At 58.0% G+C, this 24,093-nt stretch carries 25 protein-coding genes and 1 pseudogene; 5 read left to right on the forward strand and 21 right to left on the reverse strand.

Annotation, left to right across the window (positions count from 1 at the left end; translation table 11 throughout):
• The first annotated feature begins 74 nt into the window (after positions 1-74).
• Positions 75-569: a DUF421 domain-containing protein gene (locus tag D0B32_RS28250; protein WP_117337621.1), complete on the forward strand. Its 495-nt coding sequence runs from the start codon at positions 75-77 to the stop codon at positions 567-569.
• Positions 570-913: 344 nt separating this feature from the next.
• On the opposite strand, the gene D0B32_RS32715 is transcribed toward D0B32_RS28250, so the two are convergent.
• The 12 genes from D0B32_RS32715 to D0B32_RS28310 form a co-directional block, all read right to left on the reverse strand.
• Positions 914-1,102 (reverse strand): ATPase domain-containing protein, encoded by a 189-nt coding sequence (locus D0B32_RS32715; protein WP_181969934.1) that lies wholly within the window; start codon positions 1,100-1,102, stop codon positions 914-916.
• 168 nt (positions 1,103-1,270) lie between these two features.
• Positions 1,271-3,295, reverse strand: coding sequence for a PAS domain S-box protein (locus D0B32_RS28260; protein WP_117337623.1), 2,025 nt, complete (start codon positions 3,293-3,295; stop codon positions 1,271-1,273).
• A gap of 5 nt (positions 3,296-3,300) precedes the next feature.
• On the reverse strand, positions 3,301-3,945 hold the full coding sequence (locus tag D0B32_RS28265) for a chemotaxis protein CheX (protein WP_117337624.1): 645 nt from the start codon (positions 3,943-3,945) through the stop codon (positions 3,301-3,303).
• A 4-nt stretch (positions 3,946-3,949) separates the two neighbouring features.
• Positions 3,950-4,327 (reverse strand): response regulator transcription factor, encoded by a 378-nt coding sequence (locus D0B32_RS28270; RefSeq protein WP_117337625.1) that lies wholly within the window; start codon positions 4,325-4,327, stop codon positions 3,950-3,952.
• Positions 4,328-4,397: 70 nt separating this feature from the next.
• A complete protein-coding gene (locus D0B32_RS28275; RefSeq protein ID WP_117337626.1) occupies positions 4,398-4,646 on the reverse strand; it encodes a hypothetical protein in 249 nt (82 codons plus the stop codon).
• The gene (locus D0B32_RS28280; RefSeq protein WP_117337627.1) at positions 4,643-6,844 is read right to left on the reverse strand and encodes a chemotaxis protein CheA; all 2,202 of its coding nucleotides are present in this window, start codon (positions 6,842-6,844) and stop codon (positions 4,643-4,645) included. The genes D0B32_RS28275 and D0B32_RS28280 overlap by 4 nt, the downstream gene beginning before the upstream one ends.
• Positions 6,841-7,227, reverse strand: coding sequence for a response regulator (locus D0B32_RS28285; RefSeq protein ID WP_117337628.1), 387 nt, complete (start codon positions 7,225-7,227; stop codon positions 6,841-6,843). The genes D0B32_RS28280 and D0B32_RS28285 overlap by 4 nt, the downstream gene beginning before the upstream one ends.
• Positions 7,217-8,071 (reverse strand): protein-glutamate O-methyltransferase CheR, encoded by an 855-nt coding sequence (locus D0B32_RS28290; protein ID WP_259295192.1) that lies wholly within the window; start codon positions 8,069-8,071, stop codon positions 7,217-7,219. Before D0B32_RS28290 ends, D0B32_RS28285 begins: the two co-directional genes overlap by 11 nt.
• Entirely contained in the window at positions 8,068-8,691 is a 624-nt protein-coding gene (locus tag D0B32_RS28295) for a HEAT repeat domain-containing protein (RefSeq protein ID WP_117337629.1), read from the reverse strand. The genes D0B32_RS28290 and D0B32_RS28295 overlap by 4 nt, the downstream gene beginning before the upstream one ends.
• On the reverse strand, positions 8,675-9,772 hold the full coding sequence (cheB, locus tag D0B32_RS28300; protein WP_117337630.1) for a chemotaxis-specific protein-glutamate methyltransferase CheB: 1,098 nt from the start codon (positions 9,770-9,772) through the stop codon (positions 8,675-8,677). The genes D0B32_RS28295 and cheB overlap by 17 nt, the downstream gene beginning before the upstream one ends.
• A 14-nt stretch (positions 9,773-9,786) precedes the next feature.
• Positions 9,787-11,298 (reverse strand): chemotaxis protein CheW, encoded by a 1,512-nt coding sequence (locus D0B32_RS28305; RefSeq protein ID WP_117337631.1) that lies wholly within the window; start codon positions 11,296-11,298, stop codon positions 9,787-9,789.
• Positions 11,291-13,222 carry a methyl-accepting chemotaxis protein gene (locus tag D0B32_RS28310; RefSeq protein ID WP_117337632.1) on the reverse strand — a complete coding sequence of 644 codons (1,932 nt, stop codon included), beginning with the start codon at positions 13,220-13,222 and terminating at the stop codon, positions 11,291-11,293. The genes D0B32_RS28305 and D0B32_RS28310 overlap by 8 nt, the downstream gene beginning before the upstream one ends.
• A gap of 300 nt (positions 13,223-13,522) precedes the next feature.
• Between D0B32_RS28310 and D0B32_RS28315 the strand changes: the two genes are divergently transcribed.
• Positions 13,523-14,617: a nitrogen regulation protein NR(II) gene (locus D0B32_RS28315; protein WP_117337633.1), complete on the forward strand. Its 1,095-nt coding sequence runs from the start codon at positions 13,523-13,525 to the stop codon at positions 14,615-14,617.
• Positions 14,618-15,362: 745 nt separating this feature from the next.
• On the opposite strand, the gene D0B32_RS28320 is transcribed toward D0B32_RS28315, so the two are convergent.
• The 4 genes and pseudogenes from D0B32_RS28320 to D0B32_RS33135 all read right to left on the reverse strand — a co-directional run.
• The gene (locus tag D0B32_RS28320) at positions 15,363-15,938 is read right to left on the reverse strand and encodes a TetR/AcrR family transcriptional regulator (protein ID WP_181969936.1); all 576 of its coding nucleotides are present in this window, start codon (positions 15,936-15,938) and stop codon (positions 15,363-15,365) included.
• Positions 15,931-16,329 (reverse strand): tautomerase family protein, encoded by a 399-nt coding sequence (locus tag D0B32_RS28325; RefSeq protein WP_181969937.1) that lies wholly within the window; start codon positions 16,327-16,329, stop codon positions 15,931-15,933. Before D0B32_RS28325 ends, D0B32_RS28320 begins: the two co-directional genes overlap by 8 nt.
• A 173-nt stretch (positions 16,330-16,502) precedes the next feature.
• On the reverse strand, positions 16,503-17,510 hold the full coding sequence (locus tag D0B32_RS28330) for a PLP-dependent aminotransferase family protein (protein WP_310591214.1): 1,008 nt from the start codon (positions 17,508-17,510) through the stop codon (positions 16,503-16,505).
• 243 nt (positions 17,511-17,753) lie between these two features.
• Positions 17,754-17,816 (reverse strand): annotated as a pseudogene (locus tag D0B32_RS33135) (hypothetical protein); the annotation flags it as partial.
• A gap of 225 nt (positions 17,817-18,041) precedes the next feature.
• On the opposite strand from D0B32_RS33135, the gene D0B32_RS28335 reads away from it, so the two are divergent.
• Together D0B32_RS28335 and D0B32_RS28340 are read left to right on the forward strand one after the other, a co-directional pair.
• The gene (locus D0B32_RS28335; RefSeq protein WP_117337636.1) at positions 18,042-18,446 is read left to right on the forward strand and encodes a cupin domain-containing protein; all 405 of its coding nucleotides are present in this window, start codon (positions 18,042-18,044) and stop codon (positions 18,444-18,446) included.
• Positions 18,447-18,455: 9 nt separating this feature from the next.
• Positions 18,456-18,929 (forward strand): carboxymuconolactone decarboxylase family protein, encoded by a 474-nt coding sequence (locus tag D0B32_RS28340; protein ID WP_117337637.1) that lies wholly within the window; start codon positions 18,456-18,458, stop codon positions 18,927-18,929.
• Between the two features lie 89 nt (positions 18,930-19,018).
• Here D0B32_RS28340 and D0B32_RS28345 read toward each other — a convergent pair whose 3' ends face one another.
• The 5 genes from D0B32_RS28345 to D0B32_RS28365 all read right to left on the reverse strand — a co-directional run bounded on the left by D0B32_RS28345 (position 19,019) and on the right by D0B32_RS28365 (position 22,473).
• On the reverse strand, positions 19,019-19,342 hold the full coding sequence (locus D0B32_RS28345; protein WP_117337638.1) for a hypothetical protein: 324 nt from the start codon (positions 19,340-19,342) through the stop codon (positions 19,019-19,021).
• Positions 19,343-19,366: 24 nt separating this feature from the next.
• A complete protein-coding gene (locus tag D0B32_RS28350; RefSeq protein WP_259295193.1) occupies positions 19,367-19,645 on the reverse strand; it encodes a hypothetical protein in 279 nt (92 codons plus the stop codon).
• Between the two features lie 146 nt (positions 19,646-19,791).
• Entirely contained in the window at positions 19,792-19,995 is a 204-nt protein-coding gene (locus tag D0B32_RS28355) for a DUF3562 domain-containing protein (RefSeq protein WP_117337639.1), read from the reverse strand.
• 321 nt (positions 19,996-20,316) lie between these two features.
• Positions 20,317-20,604: a hypothetical protein gene (locus D0B32_RS28360; RefSeq protein ID WP_117337640.1), complete on the reverse strand. Its 288-nt coding sequence runs from the start codon at positions 20,602-20,604 to the stop codon at positions 20,317-20,319.
• A gap of 393 nt (positions 20,605-20,997) precedes the next feature.
• Positions 20,998-22,473 carry a metallophosphoesterase gene (locus tag D0B32_RS28365; protein WP_259295194.1) on the reverse strand — a complete coding sequence of 492 codons (1,476 nt, stop codon included), beginning with the start codon at positions 22,471-22,473 and terminating at the stop codon, positions 20,998-21,000.
• 469 nt (positions 22,474-22,942) lie between these two features.
• Between D0B32_RS28365 and D0B32_RS28370 the strand changes: the two genes are divergently transcribed.
• Complete coding sequence (locus D0B32_RS28370; protein WP_117337677.1) at positions 22,943-23,833, forward strand: hypothetical protein; 891 nt, start codon at positions 22,943-22,945, stop codon at positions 23,831-23,833.
• Positions 23,834-24,093: the final 260 nt, after the last annotated feature.

Raw genomic sequence — 24,093 nt, forward strand, 5'->3', positions numbered from 1 at the left:
TCCTTCGGCGTCAGTCGCCTGGTCTGCGATTTGCTGGACGACGTAGATAGAATCAATCCGCGGTTAACGTGAACATGATCGCAATGCTGTTCGGCGAGGGAAGGGACCTGAGCATCCTGCAGATGGGTATGCGCGCGTTGGTCGTGTTTATGATCGCCCTGGCGCTGATCCGCATCGCTGGTCGACGTTCGCTTGGTCAGCGTTCGGCTTTCGACTACGTCGTCGCAATCCTGTTAGGTGCGACGCTTAGCAGGGCGATCGTTGGCGCTTCCCCATTTCTGGCGACCGTCGTGGCATCGACTGTAATAGTTATGCTTCACCGACTGCTGGCTTGGCTTTGCATGTACAGCCGTGCGCTGGAAGAACTGCTGGTGGGGGTTGAGAGAGAGGTCTTTAGCAACGGGCAGTTCAACAAAGCAGAGATGACAAGGGCTCTGGTGACTGCGACCGACATTCAGGAGAGCGTCCGCCAGACGCTCGGAGCACGCGAGATGGTAAATGTCGAGGCCGCCGTGCTCGAGCGTAACGGTGCTATCAGCGTGATCAGGAAGAGTAAGGACGAAGCGTAGCGCTACCGCCTGTAGGGCGAGGCAGTCACTCTAAAGCCGGATGACCTTTGCGTTAACGCGCGTGACGCGATGCCAGTACGCTCAGCCGTTCGTATTTCCGACAGACTGTCCAGAACGACGCGAACCGGCGCGACCCGGTTTAGTTCCGCCAGAATCGTCGAAAGGGTTTCATCATGTTCAAGCTCGGCGACTTGAATGACGCTCTGATGCTGACTGGAATCGTGAGTTAATTCTGGCGGCGTGAATGCCGGGATGTTCAGTTCGTCAAGGATCCATCCGTGCGACTTCCCGACGGCCAGCACTTCCCGTCTGGTTTCAGCCAGCGTGATGTAAAGAACCCTTTCTCATCGTCTGATTCCTTCAAGAAGAAACTGCAGCGCTAGCGTTGTCTTGCCGCGGCCAAGGGCGCCTTCGAGCAGGTGGACACGGTTCGCTGGCCACCTCGACGAGACTTCATCAAGGCCGGGTACGCCAAAGGAGATGGGCGTTGCATCGTATTCATCAGCTCTGTCGTTGATCGAAGTGTTGTTCAACTCGTGTGCTCCTGGCGTGCGGAAGACTGCATGCGCGGCCTCAATTCTATGCTTTTTATCCCTGGAGGTTCTGGGGGCGTCTGACAGCAATGAATTGACGGTTATTTTCGTAATTTAGAAGGAATCCTGATTATTGTCGAGCATGAAAGCTTGCTTCAGACGCCACCTTCAGACTGACAGCATCTCTCTAATCTTCGCTGCCAACTTGTCCACGGTGAATGGTTTGGAGATGAGTTCCATGTCCTTTTCCAAAAACTGCCCATCTGCTGCGACTTCGGCGTAACCGGTCATAAAGAGCACTTTCAGGGACGACCGCATTTCGCGCGCAGCATCGACCACTTGCCGACCGTTGATTTCGGGCAAGCCGATATCAGTCACAAACAAATCGATCTTCTGCGTTGATTGCAAGATCCGCAAGGCCGCGCGGCCGTCCGCCGCCTCAAGCACGCGGTACCCAAGATCACTCAGTACCTCCACAACCAGAAGGCGCACGACCTCTTCGTCTTCGGCCACTAACACCACTTCATTGTTACCAGCGCCATCCTCAGCAACGGGGAGAGGCTCGGTGAGGACGACCGTCGCGTTTCCATCAAATCGAGGGAGACTGAGCTCGATGGTCGATCCGTTGCCCACTTCGCTTTTGATCCGAACAGACCCTGCGGCTTGACGGGCAAATCCATAGATCATGGAAAGTCCGAGCCCTGTTCCTTTGCCAAGCGGTTTGGTGGTAAAAAACGGATCGAAGGCGCGAGCCTGAACGTCCGGAGCCATTCCTACGCCGGTATCATGAATGCGAAGGACGACGTAGTCACCCGCCTGCAGGTCCCGGATCAGCGCCTGCGCTGCGTCGAACGATGCATTCACGGCGGAGATCGCCAAAGTGCCTCCATCCGGCATCGCATCACGCGCGTTGATCGCGAGGTTGAGGATGGCATTTTCGAGCTGGTTGGCATCACAGCGAATCAGCCAGAGGTCGTCGGCGCACGAAATAACCATCTTTACGCGCTCGCCCAGAGATCGGCGCACAAGTTCTTCGATGCTCCCAATCAGCGCGTTGACATCAATAGGCTTGGGGGCGATTGGCTGGCGACGCGAAAATGTGAGAAGACGGTGCGTCAGCGTCGAAGCGCGCTCGGCAGAGGAAACAGCCCCGTGCAAAAACCGTTCTATTTCGCTGATCCTCCCTTCCGCCATTCGCTTGCTCACCATATTGAGGGCGCCGAGAATGCCCTGCAAAAGATTGTTGAAATCATGCGCAATTCCACCAGTGAGCTGGCCGATGGCCTCCATCTTCTGGCTTTGACGGAGTGCCTCTTCGGCTTCTAGCAGCTGATTCGTGCGCTCAGTGACCCTCTGTTCCAGCGTTGCATTTAGTTCTGCCAAGGCCTTCGCCGAGGCGCGAGCGCGCTCTTCGCTGGCTCGCAATTCCATTTCTGCGGTTCGGCGTTCACCGGCATCGCGCAGGATAGCAGTGACATGAAGGTGGTTGTCGTTCTTCCACCGCGAAGCAGATAGTTCGAAGTATCCGCGAGAACCGTCTTTGCACAGGATAGTCAATTCCACCGGATGTGGAAGTTGCGCCTGTTCGAGAACGCGGTGCCAGGCTGCTTGCCAGATTTCCTTCGTTTCAAAGAGACATGCCGCGGGCTGGCCAATCAGCTCACCGTGGTCATATCCGAATTGAAATTGGGTTGCATTATTGGCAAGGCGGATGATCCCATCCGCGTCCAAGGTCAGGATGGCATCGGGGGCGTTTTCAACCACCGCGTCATAGCGCGCTTTCTGGCGATCACGCAGATAGCGCTCGCGCCGCACAGCCATGGTCACATCGACGATATGAATCAGGCACTTTCCATCTGAGCCATCGGGGATTGAGGAGACAGTTACGTCGTGCAGCATTTCGCGGCCAGCCCTCGTCCGCAGCGGCAGGAGTTGAGCGTGGAGCGCATGCGTCAAGAGACCGGAAAGTCCGCGCTTGATGGCAGCCGTCATTGCGGCATCAAGACGCGCGAGGTTGGAACGCGGGAAAACCTCGGCAAGGCGCGCACCAAGGACGTCTTCCTGGCCTTTACCGCTCGCTGATGTCATCCAGGCGTTCCAGCGGACAATGCGTCGGTCAGCGTCAAGGACGATCATTCCGGCATCGACGGCGTCCAGAATGTGATTTTGAACAGACTTATCCTTTTCGGCCATGAGGTCTAAATCTGAACGTCGCCCGCCACGCGACGGATATAGGCAGCGAGAAGTTCCTTCAAGACCGACAGAGAGGGCATATCGAGCAGCATTGCGATATGTCCGTCTATATCACGTTCACGGACCGCGAAGTGAATATAGATCAGCATCACCGTGTCGCCGGCCTCCGGTGGCGGATCCAGAGCGAATAAATCCGCGCTGCGCCCGTGAAGAACCTCTGGCAGCGAGATTTTCAGGCTGCGCTCAAGTTCGTTGGCAATCGTTCCAAGACAGCCATTCAAGATGACGTTGCCGGTTTCGGAAAGTGCTTCCTGTTCCAGTTCGACGATATCTTCTAAAGACAGGTCGCCGCCGACAACAGCTCGGACGAGTTCGAGACTTTTTGCTTCGGGGAAGATCAAGAGCGCGCGACCAACGATATCGCCCTCAAATACCTGATGCACAGCAACAAGATCTTTGGCTTCAGCGCCACCAAGTACATGAATCGCCTCATCCCGTCCAACCAAAGCGACCCTTGGGACCGACAAGACTACTTCCTGGCGGACCATCGTTGCCAGGTCACCGGCAGCTTCGCTAATGCCGAGATTGACCAGCTCAGTGAGCGCATCGAGTTCCAATTCGCTCAGCTGGATGGGCGCGGATGCGTTCAAACTGTCAGTCCTTTCCGAGCGCGTCTACGGTCTTGGTCAAAAACACCGCAAGCGCAGCTTCGGTGAGCGGCTTGGCGAGAAAGCTGGCCTCCATCGCTTCGGCGCGTGCGATTACGTCTTGCTGCCGGTTGGCCGAAATGAGGGCGATAATCATGTGAGGATGGGAGTCACGTAGCTCAGCGGCGAGATCAAGACCATTAAGGCCCGGCATGTTGAAGTCGAGGAGCGCGATATCGGGGTTGCTGTCCTGGGTCAGACGAAGGGCCTCCTCCGCGTTACCTGCTTCAAGGCGGGTCCAGTCTGGATGGAGCGCGTTCAGCGACTTGACGACCGACATGCGCGCCAGTTTGCTGTCATCGACGATCAGAATAGTGAGGCTCATTTCCGCGGCATTATGGAGGCTTTCGGTGAACGGAAGTGCTCAGAATTTTACAGCTAAGTCCGCCGTTGTGTCATAACTTTCCCTCGCCAGGTAAATGCCCGGCCAGTCGGCGCAAGAAATCAGCTCCCGGCGGCCCAACCATATGCGGGCGGGCCACCAGGAGAACCTGAAAAACGGCAGCATGCAGCGCTTCGCAAGTCCGCCAATCGACTGTGGGAACCGGATCCGCCAGAAGATAGCGCTGTAGAGGTTCAGCATCTTCGCTGGGGCACTTGCCGGACAGGACAACTATGCCATTTGCGGCGGCTTCGACAGTCATCGACAGAGCTCCGTAAGGTCCAAGATCAAAAGAACGCTTCCATCGCCAAGGAGGGTTGAACCGGCCAGGCCGGGAGTTCCGCTCAGAAGGCCTTCCAGGGGTTTCAACATGGTGTTGAAGCGCTCGCCTATCGCGTCGACCCGGAGGGCGCTCGGAACGCCGTCGACGTTGGCGACGACCAAAATGGCGTCTCCGGGCCGGTCACCTTCGCCGTGTAAGTTGAGGGCCTCTCGCAGATCGATTACCGGAACGGTCTGGTTGCGCAGCACAATTGCTTGCGCCGCGCCAACCGGTGCAATAGCGTCACGACCCACGCGCAAAGTTTCAACCACGGCATCAAGCGGAATGCCAAATTTCTGCCCTGCGGCGCTCACAACCATGATCCGGGTAAGCATGACACTGAAGGGGAGCGTAAAGCGGACTGCGGTGCCTGCTCCGGGCGTGCTCTCGATGCCGACCGTGCCGCCCATGCGAGCAACCTTGGTCCGGACCACGTCCATGCCCACCCCCCGGCCAGAGAGTTCGGTCACAGACTGCGCTGTCGAAAATCCCGGTTCAAAGATCAAGGCCGTGACCTGCGCTTCGCTCATGGTGGCAAGCGCCTCTGCCGTTACCACGCCCCGTTGAAGCGCCACTTGGCGAACTCGCTCCACATTGATCCCTTGTCCGTCGTCGGTGATCTCGACGAGAACGTTTTCGCCCTCGCGATAGCCTCGAAGCCCAACCTTCGCTACTGCTGACTTGCCTTGCTTCAGGCGGCCCGCTTTGTCCTCAATTCCGTGATCGACGGCATTGCGCACCACATGCAAAAGCGGCTCGAAGAGCATCTCGACGATGGCTTTGTCGGCTTCCGTTTCAGCACCTTCCGTCACCAGATCGACTGACTTATCGAGGCCTGCCGCAATCTCGCGCAGCAGGCGAGGAAATCGCTGGAACACATGCCGCAATGGCAGAACCCGCAGGCCACGGACGCCCTGCTGCAAGTCACCAATCAGGCGGTCAAGAACGGCGAAGCGTTGCTTTAACAGCGGCACCAATCCCTCTTCGCCGTTCTGGGCCAAAGCCACTATGTGGCCGATTGCGTTCTTGGCGATCGTGAGCTCGGCCGTAAGATCGACCAGGCTGTCCACTCGCCGTGAGTCGATTCGCAGGGACCGCGCTGCGGTCTCAGTCTCGGTACCGAAAGGTGCCAGCGCAACTGGTTTGGCGACCTCCTCAAAAAGTGTCGCCTTGATCGCGTCCGTGAGGCGAGTGGTCTTGCCCTCTGCCAAGCTTTGCGCCATTGCTTTTTCGATCGAGACTGTCTGGCCGTCGTTACCTTGGGCACGAAGCACATTAATCACGACCGCGCCTGCGGACGCGACCTTACCGGCAAGGTCTTCGCCAACCGTGCTTTCAAGAAGCGCAAGTTGTGCTTCCAGGAGAGCACGCGCGTCGATTAACAAGGAGGGCGCGGCTTTCCCAGCGGTCCCTCCGAGGACTTCAATGTGGCAGCGATCCAAAACGTCGGCCAGCGCTTTGCGGATATCGATCTCCGACGCGCTTGAGAGGGCCGTCAGCACAAGATTGCATTGAAACGGATCGACGTCGCACAATTGCGTCCAAGGACGTAGCGGGGAGATTTCGACGGCCAACAGCCCGGGGACTCCCTCGATACGCGCAAGCGGATCCTCATGGGAAAAAAAACAATCCGCGTCAGGCGTATATTGGAGCGCGCAACGCGCCTCTCGCGCAGCGTCCGGGTGTTCCGCCAATATAGTGGCCAGCCAGCCGACAGATGGCTCCGCTTCGGGCTGTTGATCGGTGCCTGGACCCGCTGCGTCTCCGTGTGAGAAACGCGCCACAATGGCCGCCGCTTCCTTGCTTGCGTTTTTGGGAAGATCACCGTATTTGGCTATCTCGTCTGCCCATCGCTCAACCTGATCAAGGCACGCGAGGCAATCACCGATAAAAGTCGTCGAAATCGCTATCGTCCCGTTGCGGGCGTAGGAGAGGCCATCTTCCGCCCCGTGGAGGGCGTCGGCCATCGCGTCAAAGTCGACGATGCCTGCGCCCCCTTTCAGGGTATGAAACGCGCGAAAGGCGCTATCCAGCCGTTCGATATTCGATGGCGATTTTTCGAGAGCCAAAAGATCGGCGGTCGCCTGCTCGACCTGTTCGCGGCACTCAATCAGAAACTGTTCAAGGAATTCGTTCATGTGGCCACCCCGCACATCATGGCAGCAAACGCGCTCAGCCTGTCGGGGTCAAGGGGCTTCACGAGGTAAAAATTCGCACCGGCCTCCCGTGCAGCGGCAAAGTCTTGCGGAGCTGCCTCCGTGCTAGTAACGAGGACCGGGATTCCCGCGACAGGACGTTCTTGTCGCCGCAGCGTCTTGATGAAGGTTATGCCATCCATCTGTGGCATGTTGACATCAACGATGAGCAAGTCTGGGGCGTTAAGAAGAACTTTTTCAAGCGCCTCCAGCCCATTGAGCGCTTCATCTACGATGAATCCCGCTGTCTCAAGCGTCTCGCGGTAAAAGAGCCGCACAAGCGCTGCATCATCGACCACCATTACGCGCATCTTCTTATCGCTCATGTGGGCCCTCCCGTGGCTTTTGATAGACGATCGCGTCGGTAAAATGCTGCACGGAGAACAAGGAGGTGATGCGGCTCATCGACTCCGTATGCCCCAGGCAGATGAATCCGCCAGGCATCAAATTTTCGTAAAGATTCTCCGCGGCGACGCGACGCGAGGCATCGTCAAAATAGATCAGGACGTTGCGGCAAAAGATGATGTCGAAGCGTCCATGCTGCCGGGTCTCCTCAAGGTTGACAATATTGACCGGTGTGAAGAGGACCGATTGGCGCAATTCGTCGATGATCCTCCAGACTTCGCGTCCTTGCGGCTCGAAATATCGCCGGACGAGGTCGTCCGTGAGGCGCATCAGGGCTCGCTTGCCGAAAAACCCGGCGTGGGCTTTCTCCATCACCATCGTGTCGATATCTGAGCCGACAATCTCGATGTCGTATTGATCGACCAACCGCCAGTTTTCGAGGAGCCATATGGCAATCGAAAAGGGCTCTTCGCCAGTCGAGCAAGGCACCGACCAGATGCGAATGGTTTCTCCCTTGGCCTTATGCTTCAGACGATCGTCTAGAAGATCATTGGTCAGGCAGCGGAGCTGGTGGTCCTCTCGGTAAAAGTAGGTTTCGTTAACGGTGACTGCATTGATGAGGCGCTCAATCTCGCGGTCTACATCGGTACGCAGGCGTGCGAAATAACTCCCAAATGATCCGGAGCCCACGATCGACATGCGTTCAACGAGACGGCGTTCGACGTAGTAGCGCTTGGCCTCCGTGAAGACCATCCCTGTTCGCCGATAGAGAAATTCGCAAAGCCTGCGAAATTCCTCCTCGGTAATCGCGGGGAACTCGCTCACGTCGGTCCGGCAGTTTGCGACCGGATACGGTGGCCGGTGACCTTGATAGAGAACTCGAGAAAGCGCTGGCCTTGAAAGCGCTCGGCACACCGTTCGAGGGCGGGGAGAGCCTCAGGAGTGCCAACCTCGGCCAGGACCTCGATGGCCGACGCGCAGACATTGACTTCACTCTCTCGCTCGATCAGGCTGCAGAGAAGCGTTGTCGCTTCCTCTCCGGGAAGCGTTCGCGTAATCTCGCAGGCTAGCAAACGGACATCGGCGTCAGAATCGGCCAGCAATTGCGGCAGATAAGGCCATGCGGCCTGCTTCATCGCCCTCAAGGCATCCATGGCACCAGTCCTCAAGGCGGCGCTCTCTGCGCGCATCAGGGGCAAGACCGCCTCAACTGCGTCCGGGCTGGCCATGCGGGTGAGGCTGGTAAGGATCGCTTCGCGGATACGGGCGTCGCGCTCAAAAAGTAGTGCGGCCCCCAACGCCTTCGCGCCACCAGCCACATCGCCGGCGGCACGGGCCGCATGCCACCGTTCCTCCGTCTGCCCCTCGGTCAGGGCGCGCAGCACGTCGCTCTCACCGGAAGGGAAGGGGATGGGAGGGGTAGATGATTTACGAATCAGAGGCATGGACAGACACAAGAGACATCAAGCGATCAGCTATCCTGGGCAACGGTTCGACCCATTTAGCGCCGCCCCGTTTCACCAATTCGCCGGGCATCCCCCAGATCACGGCGGTTTCTTCAGCCTCGGCGATCGTCGTACCTCCCAATGTGCGCAGCTCGGCCATGGCTGACGCACCGTCATCGCCCATACCTGTCATGAGAATGCCCACGAGCTGGCGGGGGGCGACATGCTCAGCGGCCGATTGCACGAGCCGGTTGGTGCTTGGGTGCCAAGGGTAGCTCGCCTCGGCGGGGGCAGCCATGGCTAACAACGCCCCGGCACGGCGGGTCACAATGACGTCGGCATCGCCACGCCCGATGTACGCTGTACCAGGTTTGAGCACGGTCGGGCTGCGGACTTCCTGTACACGGATATTGCAAATGCTATCCAGGCGGCGCGCCAAAGGGCCGGTAAAGCTTGCTGGCATATGCTGGGCGATCACGATAGGCCAAGGAAAGCCTGCGGGAAGCGTGGTCAGCAGAGCTTCAAGCGCAGGCGGCCCGCCGGTCGACGTTCCAACAACCACTAGCCGTTCACCGGTCTCGGGCGCGAGCGCCGGTGCCTGATCTTTGGGCCTTGAGCGGAGCCCTGTCGTGCCGGAGATACTGGCGTGGTGTCGAATGCGCTCTCGCAAGCGCGCGCTCGCCCTGACCTTAACCGTTGCGGCCGTGCGCACCTTTTCCAGGAGAACGGGAGCAAACTCTGCCATGCGCATGGAGACCGCACCGCCCGGCTTGGTCACGAAGTCGACGGCCCCGAGGCGTAGCGCGTCAAGTGTCGCTTCGGCACCCTCAGCCGTCAATGTCGAGACCATGACCACCGGTGTGGGTTTTTCCAGCATGATCAAATCAAGACAGTCCAGTCCGTTCATTCCAGGCATCTGGACATCAAGCGTGATGACATTCGGCTTGAAGACCTTCAACTTCTCCAGCGCTTCCAGGCCATTGGGCGCAAACTGAATTTCGAATTCGGGATCATTTCCGAAGACGCCGCCGAACAGCTTTCGAACCAGAGCGGAGTCATCGACAATCAGAACTTTAATCACTCAACAACCCGCCCTTAATCAGCCTGGAATTTATCGAGTATGCCGCGCTCGGCGCGGGTCAGCAACTCAGGCGGGGAAAGGAGAAGGACGATGCGACCCGCCCCCTTGAGGTTGATAACGCCGTTAACTAGCCGAGCGATGTCATCGGTCAAGTCTGGCGCCTCTTCAATCGCCGCTTCGCTGGTCCGCAGGACCTCCGAGACGCCATCAACGACGAGGCCGGCACGGTGCTGTTCGGTGCGGACAACGATAAGGCGTCGCCCCGTCACACCGGTCGACAGGGGCATATCGAAGCGACGGCGAAGATCTATCACGGGCAGCACCACGCCGCGACGATTGACAACGCCTTCCAGAAATTCCGGCGTTTTTGGAACCCGAGTGATCTGAGCCGGGAGGGCCGCAATCTCTTCGACCGCATCGATGGGCAGGGCAAATTCGTCCCCGCCCAGTTGGAAGATCAAGAAGCTCTCGTTGTCTTCCGTAGCAGTCGCTTGCGCAGTCAATTGCGCTTCGCTTCGCTGGTGATGGGTCCGCAAACGTTGCATTACGTCCTCCCGAAACAACTGCTCCGGCGCCAGGATCGAAACGATCCGCTTTCCGGCATCGCCGCGATAGATCGCCCTTATCCTCGACTCTCCCCCCGCCCGGGAGGCGAGAACCGCCGGAATCGGATCGACAAGATGGGTCTCCGCCGCGACGATTGCCCGCGCCGCGTCGGCGACCAGCCCCACCTGCGCCCCGTTGACATTCAACACCACGACTTTTTCGCGGCTAGCGGCTCGCGCCTCAATCGGAAAGCCAAGTAGACCGCGCAATGACAGAAGTGGCAGCAAGGTGCCGCGGAGAGCCGTGACCCCGAGCACCAACGTTTCAGCTTTGGGGATTGCGGTTCGGGTTTTGGGAGCTGATATGACCTCTTGAACATCGGTGAGATCAAGAGCAAATTCCTGACCGCTGACTTCAAAGGTGAGCAACATTTCATGCGCGGTTTTCCCTTCCTCGACCACTTCGACTGCTTCGGCTATCACGGTACGCGCGGCTTGGTGCGTAGCGCGTGAACGTCGTGCGAACACGGCGTCCAAGAGGCCTTTGATGTCGAGGATTTTCGCAGCTTCGCCTTCAGCGCCGGTCAGAAATGACCCTCTTAGCTTCTCGCCGGTTTCCGTGCTGACTTCGGACTGATGCGTTTCAATCTGTTCGGGCGTAATCCCAATCAGGTTATCCACTGCGTCGACGACAAGGGCTGCATTGCTTCCGATGTTGAGAACGACCGCGCGCGTGCTGGCGCGCGCTTGCGTCTCCTCAATGCCCAGCAGCGCGCGCAGACTGACGACCGGCAGGACGGCGCCGCCCAAATTAGCGATGCCAAGAAGCGCTGAAGGGCTTTGCGGAACCCGGGTCATCGGCGGGATGCGGATGATCTCCGCGACTTCATGCGCGGGCAGCGCATAGCGCCGCCCGTCAATCCTGAAGGTCAGAAATTGAAAGGCCGATACCGCTCCAAGGTCTTCGAAAATTTCAGGCATTTTGCAGCTTCAGTTCATCGGCGAGGGAGGCAATCTCTTCGATGGCGGCAGCGAGATCCTCCGCCCCTTGGGCTTGTTCGGCGGCGGCGCTTGCCGCTTCACGGGAGGCAGCACTTGCTTCCTCTGCCGCACTTGCTACCTGCCGGGCCCCGGCTGCGGCTTCCACAGCGGCCGTCAATATGGCGTCGGCACCTTCGACAATAAGCGCGCTCCCGGCGCCCAAGGCCTCGATCTCGAGAGAGATTTTTTCGAGCGACAACGAAACAGCCTGGTTGTTTTGTACTTCGAGCTCAGCGGAGACGATGATCTGATCAAGCTCGCGCTCTAGTGCCGCGACCTGATCGAGGATGTCCCGCACCGTATCCTTGGCGCGGTCAATATTTTCTGACGCTTCGCGAGCAAGATTTCGGATATCGGTCGAGACCACTGCGAAACCGCGCCCGGCATCTCCGCCGCGTGCCGCTTCGACCAAACCGCTTACCGCCAGCATGCCGGTCTGAAGGGTGGTCATCGAAATGGCATTAACGGTCTTTTCAATCTTCCGCCCTACCGTGCCGAGGCGGCCAACGCTCTTGACGCTCTTTTGCGTCTCCTGCAGGGCAATCTTGACGCCGTCGATCAGCCCTTTGATGGCCTCGCTGCTCTGCGCGATTCCCGCTTCGAGCGCCTTTACCCGCTCGCGTGCCCCCAGCCCGTTTCTCTGCGAGAGCTGGGCGCTCTTTTCAATCTGCGCGAGGGCGGCGGAAGTTTGCTGCGTGGCCGAGGCCTGCAACTGGCAGGCGCGGTTGATTTCCTCGATAGCGGCCATGACTTCTGTGGCGGTACCGGAAAGTTCCTGGATCGTTGCCGAAAGCTCTTCAGCCGAGGAACCGATCTGCTCAGCGGTCGAGGCGCCGGCCGCCCCGTCTCGGAGTTCTTCGGAAAGGGTCGCCAGGGCGCGGGCTGCTATTTGCGATTGTTCCAGTGACTTGTGCTGCTCCTGGACCACCACCTGCACTTCGATCGCGCCGGAGGACTGCTCTTCGGCGGCGCTGGCGATTTCCTCCGTACCCTTCTCGGCTTCAAGCGCGGCGCTTTCGGCCTCAATCGCGGCGGCAAAAACGGCTCGGCTGTCCTCGCCGATGCGAATCATGTCGCTTCTTCTGCTCGCGAGCGCCGCGACAACCTTGGTTGCAGCCACGGCCTGGGCGGTGGCGTTTTCCGAAGCAGACTTGAGCGCTGCGACGACAGCACCCACATCGGTCTGGATAGCCTCTGAGAGTTGTTGGACCTCCTGCGCGCTTTTATCCGAAGTCTCGGCCAAGGTACGCACCTCCTCCGCGACCACAGCAAAACCGCGCCCCTGTTCGCCGGCGCGGGCCGCTTCGATGGCGGCATTCAGGGCATGGATATTGGTCTGGTCGGCGATATCGCTCACAGTCTGCGTTATCGTCCCAATCTCCTTGGCGCGACGTTCAAGCTCGCCGATCACACCGACAATGACGAGCTGGCGCTCGGCGTTTCGTTCGATCGAGCGAATGGATGAGCTGATCTGCGCGTTAGTCTCCACAAGCGTGGTCAAAACTGTTTCTGCACGGCGCCCGGACGCATCGGCTTCCGCTTTCGCGGTTGCGAGGGACGCGACGATGCGTTTCATTCCGGCCGATTGCTGTTGGGACGCGCCTGCGGCTTCTTCGGCCCCGGCGGCGATTTGCTCCATTGAAAGGCCTAGTTCTTTGGTCGCTGCGGATGCCTGTGTGAGCCCGGCCGCCAATTCCTCGGTTGCCGCGGCAACCCGTTCAGATATGGTCTGTTGGCGGGCAGGGGCATTGCGCGTCTTCTTGGCCGGGGCGGCCGGGGCGGCCGCGGACGGCGCTGGCGCCGGGCCCGGTGCCGTTGCTTTTAAGGCGGAAGCCGCGATTTTCGATTTCTTTACGAGTGTCATATCTTTCTCGGTATTGAGGCTTTGCGCTCTCCGCCCTACAAGGCCGGCTTATCTCAGGAAGCTGGCGTCAGCCCGTGGACCCCGACGGCCAGGGCATTGTATATCCCGACTTCCAGATCAGATGATACCGGTAGCCCGATTCGGCCTCCAGTGACCATAGGCAGTCACCTTCGCAGATGCGGAATACTGAAGCACTCGGGCCATATCGCGGTTTGATATGCTCTGGCAGAGCCTGCAGGATCAAATTGATAATCAGCCTCATGCGTATAAGAGAAATTTAAATAGGGACAGATTATCTTGATGAACTTGCCTGAGAGCGTCGCTTGCCTTTCTCGAGAAATGCTGATTGAGGCGGACCTAACCCACGTAATTTCGGATGTTAATTCCGGGTGCGGGCATGTCCTCGGCTGGTCGCAAACCGAATTCCGCGAAAAAAACTTTCTGGACCTGGTTCATCCTGACGATCGTGGACTCACATTGGCCGCGCTGGCAGCCATCGACAAAGGCGGCAAAGCGCTTGCTTTTATCAATAGATGCATGCACAAAAGCGGCGAGCCAGCTTGGGTGTCATGGCGTGTCGCCAAAGTCGACATGTCAGTCTTCTTTATCGGTCGCGACATTAGCGCTGAAAGGCGCGCAAACGCCGCATTGGAGAAATTTGAAGAGGCGTTATTTCAACTTGACCGCACAGCGACCATGTCGCAGTTGGCTAATGAAATTTCCCACGACTTTAACAATCAACTGCAAAGTGTTGTCGCGTCTCTGGAACTGATCCGTCGCCTGGTTTCGTCCAATCGCGGCCCTGAGACCGAACGCTTCATCACGAACGCGCTCAGTGCATCCCAGCGCGCGGCGACTCTCAACCATCAAGTGCGCCAATTGCTGCGTCCTCAATCGCCTAACCCGCAGGTGTTAGCGGTCAACCAGATGCTCGTGGCGGCGCAGGAAATGCTGCTCATTGGGCTTCCACCGAAAATAAAGGTGGATTTAACGCTCGCTCCCGATCTTTGGGAAATCTATTGCGATCGAGTGCAAGCGGAGACTGCCGTTTTGAATCTGCTTTTGAACGCCAGTGAGGCTATGGCTGGAGGCGGTACGATAAAAATCCAGAGCGACAATATCGAAGTGAGCGCAGCGACGTCCGGACCGCCGAGCAGACTGCCACTGGGACCCTACGTCATGATTGTGGTAAAGGACTCGGGCGCTGGAATGCCTGCGGAAATTAAGGATCGCGCCTTCGAAACTTTTTTTACAACTAAGCCGAACGGACTGGGCCTAGGCCTATCTGTGGTGCAGCGTTTTGCCCAACAGAACGGGGGGCAGGCGTTCATTCAGAGCGAGCCGGGCCAAGGCGCGGCGGTGACCATCTACCTGCCTCGTTTTGCGCAGGGCTGATCCGCTCGTCAGCAACGCCAGCAGGCAATTGAGAAAAAGCGGCACTCAGCGCGATATCCGTACAAGGAAGAAACGTTACCAAACGCGAATATCCGTGAGCTCGGGGCGCCGACAGCTCGTGCAGACAGGTGTTGAACAAACTTCAAGATGACATACCTGACGAACCGGAAACGCGAAAAATCGGTTCGCCGCGTAACCGACCGTCTCAAGAGGTCGGTGATGACCGATGCTGAGTGAATTCGCTGATGCCAGAAGCTGCCGTTCGGTTGCTGGACGCCAGCATCGTTAGCATGCGAAGGAGGACCTGGTCGCCGATTCGGCGGCGCGAGCGGCCGGTGAACTCCAGTAACGGTCGTTGAGGCAACAATGGTCTGAACGGCCGATTCCGGTCGATTCGTGCCGCCGAACGTGACAGGATGCGACCGTATATCGTTTGGCTGTAAGCGACATACTGGCGCGCGCGCGAAATCGCGACATGGGTGCTGTGAAGGTAGAGTTTGTCGCTCTAGGCGGAGACCCCTGACGCTTCCAGGCGATTCGAGATGAGGCACAAGGCGCCAGTCTCATGCCCCCTAGGCAGCCAAGAGCAAGGACGCGCAATCGGAATGCATCTCACCCCTGATAACAGGAATTAGCGCCGTGGAAAGCATTGGCTCGTTCGCCCACCAGGCGGCGGAGGGCGCTTTGAGGGGCGGTTCATGGACGATGTATTAAAAGACGCTACAGCGATGTTCAGCTCACCGATTCATTTCGATGGAGACAGTTCGGGAAGCAGAGCCAGGATTCCATCGGCGGCCCGGCGCATGAGTGCTTCGTCGTGGAATGTCCGCGCGAGGACATACCCTCCCTGAATGAGAGCCGTAAGCGAAACAGCCAGCGTCTCGGGATCTGGGCCTGCTCTGAATGCTCCTTCCGATTGGGCTTGCGCAAGGGATCGCGCAATATGATTGCGCACAGCGTCAAAGTACGCGGCTATCGGTCTGCGAAGTGCTTCATGTTCTATTGAGGCCTCGTGAACAAGCCGGCCAAGCCGGCAACCGCGGAACGCCTCTCTCTCGACAAGGAGGTAGTGGCGGAGAGCTTCCAGCGGTGGGATATCGGCCGCAAAAATTTCATCGAGACGTCCGATTTCTTCCTCGGCCGCCTCTGCCAGCGCCGTCTCCGCAATCGCAAGCTTCGACGGGAAGTGGTGATAGAGGCTACCCGGCCTGGCGGCGCTTCGAGCCTGAATGTCACGAGGCGACATGGCCTCGTAGCCGACTTCCCAGAGCAGTGCTTTCGTCGCTTCTACGAGCGGGTCGCGTTTCGATGGCTTAGGCATCGGCCGTCGCCTTCGGAATGAGCGTTTCAGCAGGGAAGCGAGGGAGTTCCGGGTCCACTTCATGGAAGACAAACAAGACGTCCCGAGGCGCTAGCTGCAGGCGCTCGCCGAATTGCCTGATTGCTTCATCAGCGATAAGGTCGGCAGTGCCTTTCGGCCTCCCTTTCGAAATGACGACCTCGACGACCAGGAACCGGTCGGTTCTGTCAGCGGTGTAGTTGGGGTAGCGGGGATCTGCCAGAAGATCTTCAGGGTCGACGTCGATAAAACGATGAAACAGATCCTCTCGCTGAAAACCAGCGGCCACTTGGGCTCCTATCATCGCCGCCGACAACTGCAACTTGTCGGCACGCTCGAGTCCCCGTCGGACGGTGAAGGTCACGAATGGCATTACAAATTCTCCGCGGTTCTGGACGTATCGATTGTGGAAGCTGCACGGATTGCGCATGCATCCTTGCTGGTACTACAATTTGACCTGTAGGTATGTCAATTAATAATCGAGTGCGTGATCTCGCTTAGACCGCGCCGCCCGGGCACGGCTGACGGAGCATGCCGGTGTCCGTTCTAACGTGCTGGCATCTTCTGGCTGGATCGGGTTTGGATGACCTCGTAGAGCCGGTCGCAGGCGCCCGAAATCTGATCGTCGACCGCGGTTGCGACGCCGAGGAGCAGCCCGTTGAATGCGTTCCCGGACGAGGGCACGAACCATGGCGAAAGCGGAGCGGGCGCCAGGTCGAGCATGCGCGCCTCCTTCGCAATTTCTACATCCGACAAACCATCCGGCAGTCTCAGCAAAATCGCTAGTCCTGCGGATTGGACGACGCATTTCTTTGATTGCAGAATCGAATAGATCGCGTTGCTACGGGCTGCATAGATGCGCTTCATCTGTCGAAGATGTCGCATGTAGTGACCTTCGCGCATGAAATCCGCGACCGCGAGTTGCACGACAGCGTCGGGCGCGGGCGCGAGGCACGCGATGGTCTCGGCAAACCGATCAGCCAGCGCCCGCGGCGCTACGATAAAGCCGATGCGAAGTGATGGGCTGATTGTTTTGCTAAACGAACCGATGTGAATAACACGGCTGCCGCTGTCAAGCGATGCCAGAGCAGGCGCAGCTCGCCTCCTCAATTGCAGGTCACCGAGATAGTCATCTTCAATTATCCAGGCGTTTGCACCCGCTGCCCACTCGATCAATTGCACGCGTCGGGCAAGCGAAAGCACTGCGCCCGTCGGTGCCTGTTGCCCGGGCGTTACCAGTGCCAGTGCTGCGTCTGGCGCCATTTCGACGGCGCGTGAAACATCCATTCCCTCGTCATCAACTGGAACCGGCACTGGCTCCAGTTGCGCGAGCTGAAGTGCCTTGCGACTTGACGGGAAACCTGGATTTTCAACCCACGCCCGCCTTCCCGCCATTCCTAGCACCCCTAGAGCGACGCCCAGTCCCCCGGAGAAACCTGCAGTGATGAAGATTTGTGACGGATCGCATTTGACGCCTCGAGCCAAAGCGAGATGAGCTGCAATCTCTTGCTTCAGCGATGGCTCGCCCCGGGGGTCAGGATAGACGTGAGGCACAGTCAATTTGGAACGGGCAGCGCGAGACCACAAGCGCGAAAAGACCGCGGTTGGAAAACACTCAGAGGCGGGAATCCCGTTCTGGAAAATCAAGTGTCCAGAGGGGAAAAAAGCCTGGTGCGGCTCGGGTAGCGGATCTTGCGCGAACCCAATCGGAGACTCTGAGCGCATTTGGTGTTGCGCGACCCTCGTGCCACCCGAACGGGACGGGATCACTAGCTGAGCGTCTGTTAATCGCTCGTACGCTGCTTTCACCGTACCCCTGGATACACCGAGTTGGGCGGCTAGATCAAGCCAGGAGGGCAATCGCGCGCCGGCACAAGCACGCCGCTGCGTATCGCAGCGGTTATCCCGAGTCGGATCTGCTCCGAAAGCGAAGACCTTGATGCGCGATCGAGCTTCAGGTTCAGTGATTGGGACATGTCGGGTCGTGGTACATCACAATTTTGTGAATTTGGTTCTTTTTAATGACCTTCGATTGAAACAGAATAGTCGCACGCAATCAAGGAGGTTTAAGTGAACACCAGGCATATGTGGCTGTCGCTGTCCGTGGCTGTTGGTTTCGTTGTCGTGGCAGCGTCGGCGGCCGGCGAGTCCGTTGGCGACTCCGTCAAGCCAAATTTTTCGCATGTTATTCCGAAAGTTCCGGATAAATCACTCATCGCGGTTGAGGTTTTTTATCCACCTGGCGGCGTGTCGCTGCCGCATCGTCATGCTCACTCGGCTTTCATTTACGCCTACGTTGTATCGGGACGGGTGGTGAGTCATGTGGAAGGCCGGCCAGAGCAAACTTACGGCCCGGGGGAGTCTTTTTACGAGATGCCCGGCGCACATCATCTGGTCAGCCGCAATGCCAGCACGACTCAACCGGCGAAGCTGCTGGCTGTTTTTGTAGTCGACAGCGACGACAAAGAACTTACGACCAACGACAAATAGGAGTGTGGAATGAGTGCACGTCTCGACTACGCAGCGATATCCCCAGCGGGTTATAAAGCATTGGGCGGAGTGTATGGCTACGTGTCGCAATGCGGCCTTGAAGCCACCCTGGTTGAGCTTGTCTATCTGCGCGTGAGCCAGATCAACGGATGCGCTTTTTGCATGGATATGCACACCCGCGATCTGCGTAAAAAGGGAGTCGAGGTCGAAAAAATCGTGCTGGTACAGGTGTGGCACGAAGCGGAAAGTCTCTTCAGTGAAAGAGAACGCGCGGCTTTAGCCTGGGCTGAGTCTGTAACACGTGTTGCACAGACGGGCGTTCCCGACGAGGATTTCCGGGTCGCAAGCGCGGTTCTCAACGAAAAGGAACTTGCGGACCTAACGATTGGAATCGGGTTGATGAACGCTTTCAATCGACTCGCTATCAGTTTCCGTAACGTGCCAGAAGCAGTCGCCGCGCGTTGCTCGACTGCGCTCATCTGAACGGAATGCCGAGTTGCGAAATGACCAGGCATGCGACGATTTTTGGTTGTGCGTGCGCTGGGCTGCAATCGACATCTGCAGCTCCGTCATCAGGTTCGATTGCGGTCTTCTCTTGCCGTTGTAGGACTCGTTCCCGGGTGAAAAGCCTTCAAAACCTCGCGGCTCTCTACGGCAGTGTATCGACTGATCCGCACCAAATCCGCGTGCCAAGCATGCATGTCCTTTAAGAGAATCACATATTCGGCGAGCTCACAACTGTTCGAGAGCAACATCGCCGCCCAGTTGACCTCATCCCATAGCCGTTCGAAATCCTCAAGAATCACCGCGTGCGGAGCGCGTCCGGTAGCAATCGATTCAAACGAACTCCGCAATTGCGTCGGAGTGCGATACGTGCGTAGCTCCTTGAGCGCCATATTTTCAGGCTCCGGAAGAATTGTCTAAGCGGTTGCGTCCCTCCGCAACCACCATTTCACCCGTCGCTCCGGAAACCGGTCACGGTTTTTTCCGTTTCGTTTGCGCATTTCGCCACGGCGAACGAGATCAGTGAGAAGCCACTTTGCGACCAATTCCGGTCGGTTCACTCCGAAGTCTGCGAATTTAATTTCGCTCTCGTAATAAACGATCACTGTGGCACCCAACACACGATACTGACCACCGTGCTGTCGACCGTTTATTTCAACGGAAAGCTGCTTTGCAAACTCATAATCTACTTCCATCAGTCCTGCCAGGTGGTTTATTGGTCCACGCACCGTACAGAAACACGCGGCAAGCGTCAACGTACAACCGACCGCTCAGGTGACAAGGCGCGAGCTATCTCTGCCTTCGAAAAGCGCAAGATTGTGGCGTTATGCGGTATGGATAGTCAATGTGCGGTGTCTCTCGCAGCTTGTTTTAATGCGGAGCGCACCCGTTTCGCAACCAGCACGGGCATATAGTCAGTTATTCGCGCGCCTTCACTGTATTCGGCCCAAGTCTCCGCATACATCCTGGACACTGTTTCCAGAGGCATTTTGGTGTCCGCCGCAATGGCTTTCACGGCTTCCTCGTCGCTACTGGGTCTGGCCATATTTGCTCTCCTGGTGTTCTGCGGAGTTAGACAGGCACGTGCGCAATCACATTACAAGGGCGCAGCGCTTTACACAAATTGAATTCAATTATGGGCTCCCGGAACGACCCGGTGCGTCTTCGTAAGTCATGCCGCGCGGGAAGAAGTCACTAGAAGATTCGAATATTGAAGACTCGCATGCTACCTCTCGTGGTACTTACAAGCTCGCCCGAAGCGCACAGATACGCTGACAGCTTCTCTTCGCGGCTGTTTCCCAGCGACCAGTTGCGGCGGTGGATCACGGCTATATTCTGGAAGTGCTTCACGCACCACAATCGAACGTCAGGCTGACCCGAGGTCGACAGCGATCGCTCGCAGCAAGTGACAGGCGATCGAATCCACCTGGCTGAAACTTTGGCTGAACAGTCCCGAGGGTATTTCCTGCATTGTCTGACCGTCCTCGGCGGCGACCTCCGAAGAGCGGGTTCGCTGATGGTTTGCGGAAACGGGGGCAAGGATGCTGGATGCCTGGTACAGGCAGATCCATTCGCGATGAGAAGGCTGCAGTAGCTCGAGTTCGAGCAGCCAGTTCGTACCGCACAGGCCGCAGCGATACGGTTGCAGTACCATGGCTGGCGACCAAGCGGACGTAGACGGGCCCGAGACTGAACGGCCAGCAGATCTTCATGAGGCGTGATTTTGTCGGCCAGTTGCATTTTTTCGCACGCTTCGCAGGACATGGCGGTCAAGCGTGGTGCCGGAAGAACGCCCGACTATATCACTCCGACGCGCGAACCGTGACATCCCGAGGGGCAAAGAAAAAGCCCGCGCGAGGGCGGGCTGAATCCATATCCTGGAGACATGGAGGAGACGGAATCAGTATAGACCCGTATCAAAGTTATGCAACAAGTTGTCGCGTCGCAGCGACAATGATTGCGAAACTCCGCTCACCCTTCGGTGCACCGGAGGGACGCGGCTCTGATCGAACTTTGGAAAATCTGACCGCACGAGGAGGCACGCGCATCAGGACTGACTGTTCATCAATGCGCGTATTGCCTGGATTGCCTTCGGATGTCCCAGATCCGAGGCAACAAAGTGAGCCACCTTGCGATCCGCCAGACTTATCGTCACGTAATCATTTGGCGCTTTCGTGTTGAGGCCATCCGACGCCGAGTGATATTCAATACGCAACTGCGTCGCAGTCACGACGACACGGAGGTAGCCGTAATTGCTGTCGTCGTAGTTTTCGAGAACCACCTGGTCCGCAGTCGCGGAGGCTGCCTGCAGGACCTGCGGTGCGCGAATCGTGGGTGCCCCCTGTGCGGCGAGTTTGACCAGACCGTGGCCACCGTTGCCGCACACAATATACGGGATCTGAGTGCCGTCGGCGGTGCGCGTTCGCGTGAACCGCTGATAGTTGTGAGCATGCCCGGAAAGAAAGGCATGAGGCCAGACGCCGTTGGCCTGGCACACTGCGTCGATCTGCGCCAGCATTGCGACGCTCGAACCATGGCCGCCCGCGCAATAGGGCGGATGATGATCCGCGAACAGAAGCGCGCCCGCAAATTTCTCGGCCTTGATGCGCTTGAGTGCGGCGTCAAGAAAGTCGAGTTGAGTGCGACCGATATGCGGATCGGAAATTACACCGGGATCTTCAAGCGTATTGCTATAGAACACAAGGATGCGTACGAACGGTGCGTCGAATGTGAAGAACACTCCGGGCTGGATTTGCGCGGTACGCGATAAACCACCGGCCTCGGGTGTGACGGCGAATGTATCCGCGCAGAAGTTGCGCAGGTACGCAACCAGGCTCGCGGCATGCGCTTCTGGCGAAACCATGCCGTCGTGGTTACCCGCACAGGCGAGAATGGGTGCGGGATAGTTGCGATAAGGCTCGTAGAACTGGTCGTAGTAGTACTTGCCTTCACCGAAGTTATAGACCACATCACCGAGCAGGAGCGCAAACTGCGGCACTTCGGCGGCGGTTGTCTCGTTGCAGTCAGCGGTCAGCTTGTCGGCGACTTCATTCTGGGTGGCGGGACCTTTTGTGCTGCCGCAGTCACCCAGCGCATGGAAGACGATCTGTCCAGATGCGGTGATCCTGTCGATGGATGCAGTGTTTCCACCCAGAACATCGCCGAAGGCAAGCTGCGGCTCGACGCCGCCGCGTGGTGGGGGAAACGGTAAAGGGAATAGCTTGTGCTCGGCATTCAGCTTGTCGATCTCTTTGTATGCGGCATCATCCGAAGGATGATGCACGCGAAATACAGTTGGATCGGCCGTAGGCTGAGGCTGGGAAAACACAGGCATGTCCAGCATGCGAGGTTGGGGGGGCGCGGCGGTGGCAAGCCAGGCCGCCTGACTCGCAAGCCTTTTACGGGCGGAAGATTTTCGGGTGACACGCGTTGATTCTGCGGCCACCATTTTCTCGCGTTCAGATTCCTTCGTTTTTTTAACTCGGGACTTCGATTTTCCTTTGGATCCGCGGTTTGCCGGCATGAAAGCCTCGTCAGTGGAGTGAGCAGGAAAGTTGTCGTGTCGCCCTTGGCTGCGCAAACGTCGAGCGCTATGACACGCGTTCAGCAGAAAGTGACAAGGGCGCCGGTAATACAGCTTCGGATTCTCAACAGAAGCATACGCCCAAGACGGACGCCGGCAAGGCGGCTTGGAGCCGATCTGGTCAATTGGGCAGCGCGCGCTGCGTTTCTCGCGTAAGTGTTCGTGCCGGCGAAGGCGAACACCGACATTTCGATTCGTCGTGGGCAAATGACAACGTACATGTCGGGTAGCTGACAGATTTTTATGAGCCTGGAAGAGATGATTAAGGCTCGCGTTCAACGGCGCGGGGAACTTGAGCGAGCGTAGGTCGAGCTTGTCCTCGCGTCACCTAGGCGAGCAATGGTAAATGTTTCAGGCTCACCGCAACACGCGAGTCGAACGAACAACTTTCTTTACGAGGGTCGCAGTTGTGGAACACAAACATATTCCGGGTCTCGTCGATGTCATCAAGGTTGATCAGCCTGCTGACATCCTTCGTATCGCACATGATGGTGCGATTGACCGCGCCTTTGGACCGCGCAGGCCGTTACTCAACAGTCTGCTGGTTAGCCGGATACTTCGCGTGTTGTCCTTCAACGGTCGTCGATTTCCAACGATGAGCGCAAAAGATGCAACTGGACGTGCGGATCGACAAGATGCGTTATGGCAAAGGCTCAACGCCGCTGCACCGGCGATCAGTACGGGTCCCTCGGATCTGGAGCCGTTGGCAAGGTGGGTTCGAGATGCGCATAGCGAGACTGCTGTTGGACCGCTCGTGCAGCAGGTCATCGGCCGCACGTTTAGCGCCACGTTCACAGCTGACGAGGTCACATGGGGTGCGGCGCAAGTGATTGCCGCGTCACTTGCACCGGGCAATACATGGCGCAATCTCGCGTGGCGCATCTCCGGCAAGGTGACCCGAGCCAAGGCAATGCTCGCGAAGATGGTTGGCGGCGACCTCGCGGGGGTTCACGCGGTCAGTGTTGCCATCCACAACGTCGTAAAGGGACTGCATCAAATGCGCGCGCTTTATCTCGATGTCGCGTTGCGTCAGACCCTTACACCAGAGATGGCAGGACGCCGCTGCCTTTACGCGCCCGGGATGGTGCTTCGTCAAGCGACGTCGAGTGGGACGATAAGCGGTTGCCCATACTCGTCGGGCACACTGTTGCTGCTGGAACTGGAAAAGGCCCGGCAGGCAAGCGGCGACGAGTCAATGATTTTCCTTGCGGATACATGGAGTCGATGCCCGGCGGAGCAATGGGTGCCCGCGATGCTGGAAGGTATATGGCGGCGAGCCACGAACGCTCAAGGACAGTGAGCTTCGCCTTGTTTGAGTTTCGGTCGAGCGTATGGGAAGGCTGTGGCGACTTGGTAGCCGGGCAGCCTGGATTGTGGGCGACAACGGGCGTTGCAGCCTATGCCTCGAAGGCGGTGACGGGTCGAATTAAATATGTCTCCATGATCGCAGTCCGGCCAGTTCCAGACGTTCACCAAAACACGCTCGCCGACATTCGTACATCGGCTTTAATCCGACAACTGACTGTTGGTGGCCAGTGACAGAGTTCAATTCTTGGCCAT

The sequence above is a fragment of the Paraburkholderia sp. DHOC27 genome (genome assembly GCF_003429005.1).
Classification (GTDB): domain Bacteria; phylum Pseudomonadota; class Gammaproteobacteria; order Burkholderiales; family Burkholderiaceae; genus Paraburkholderia.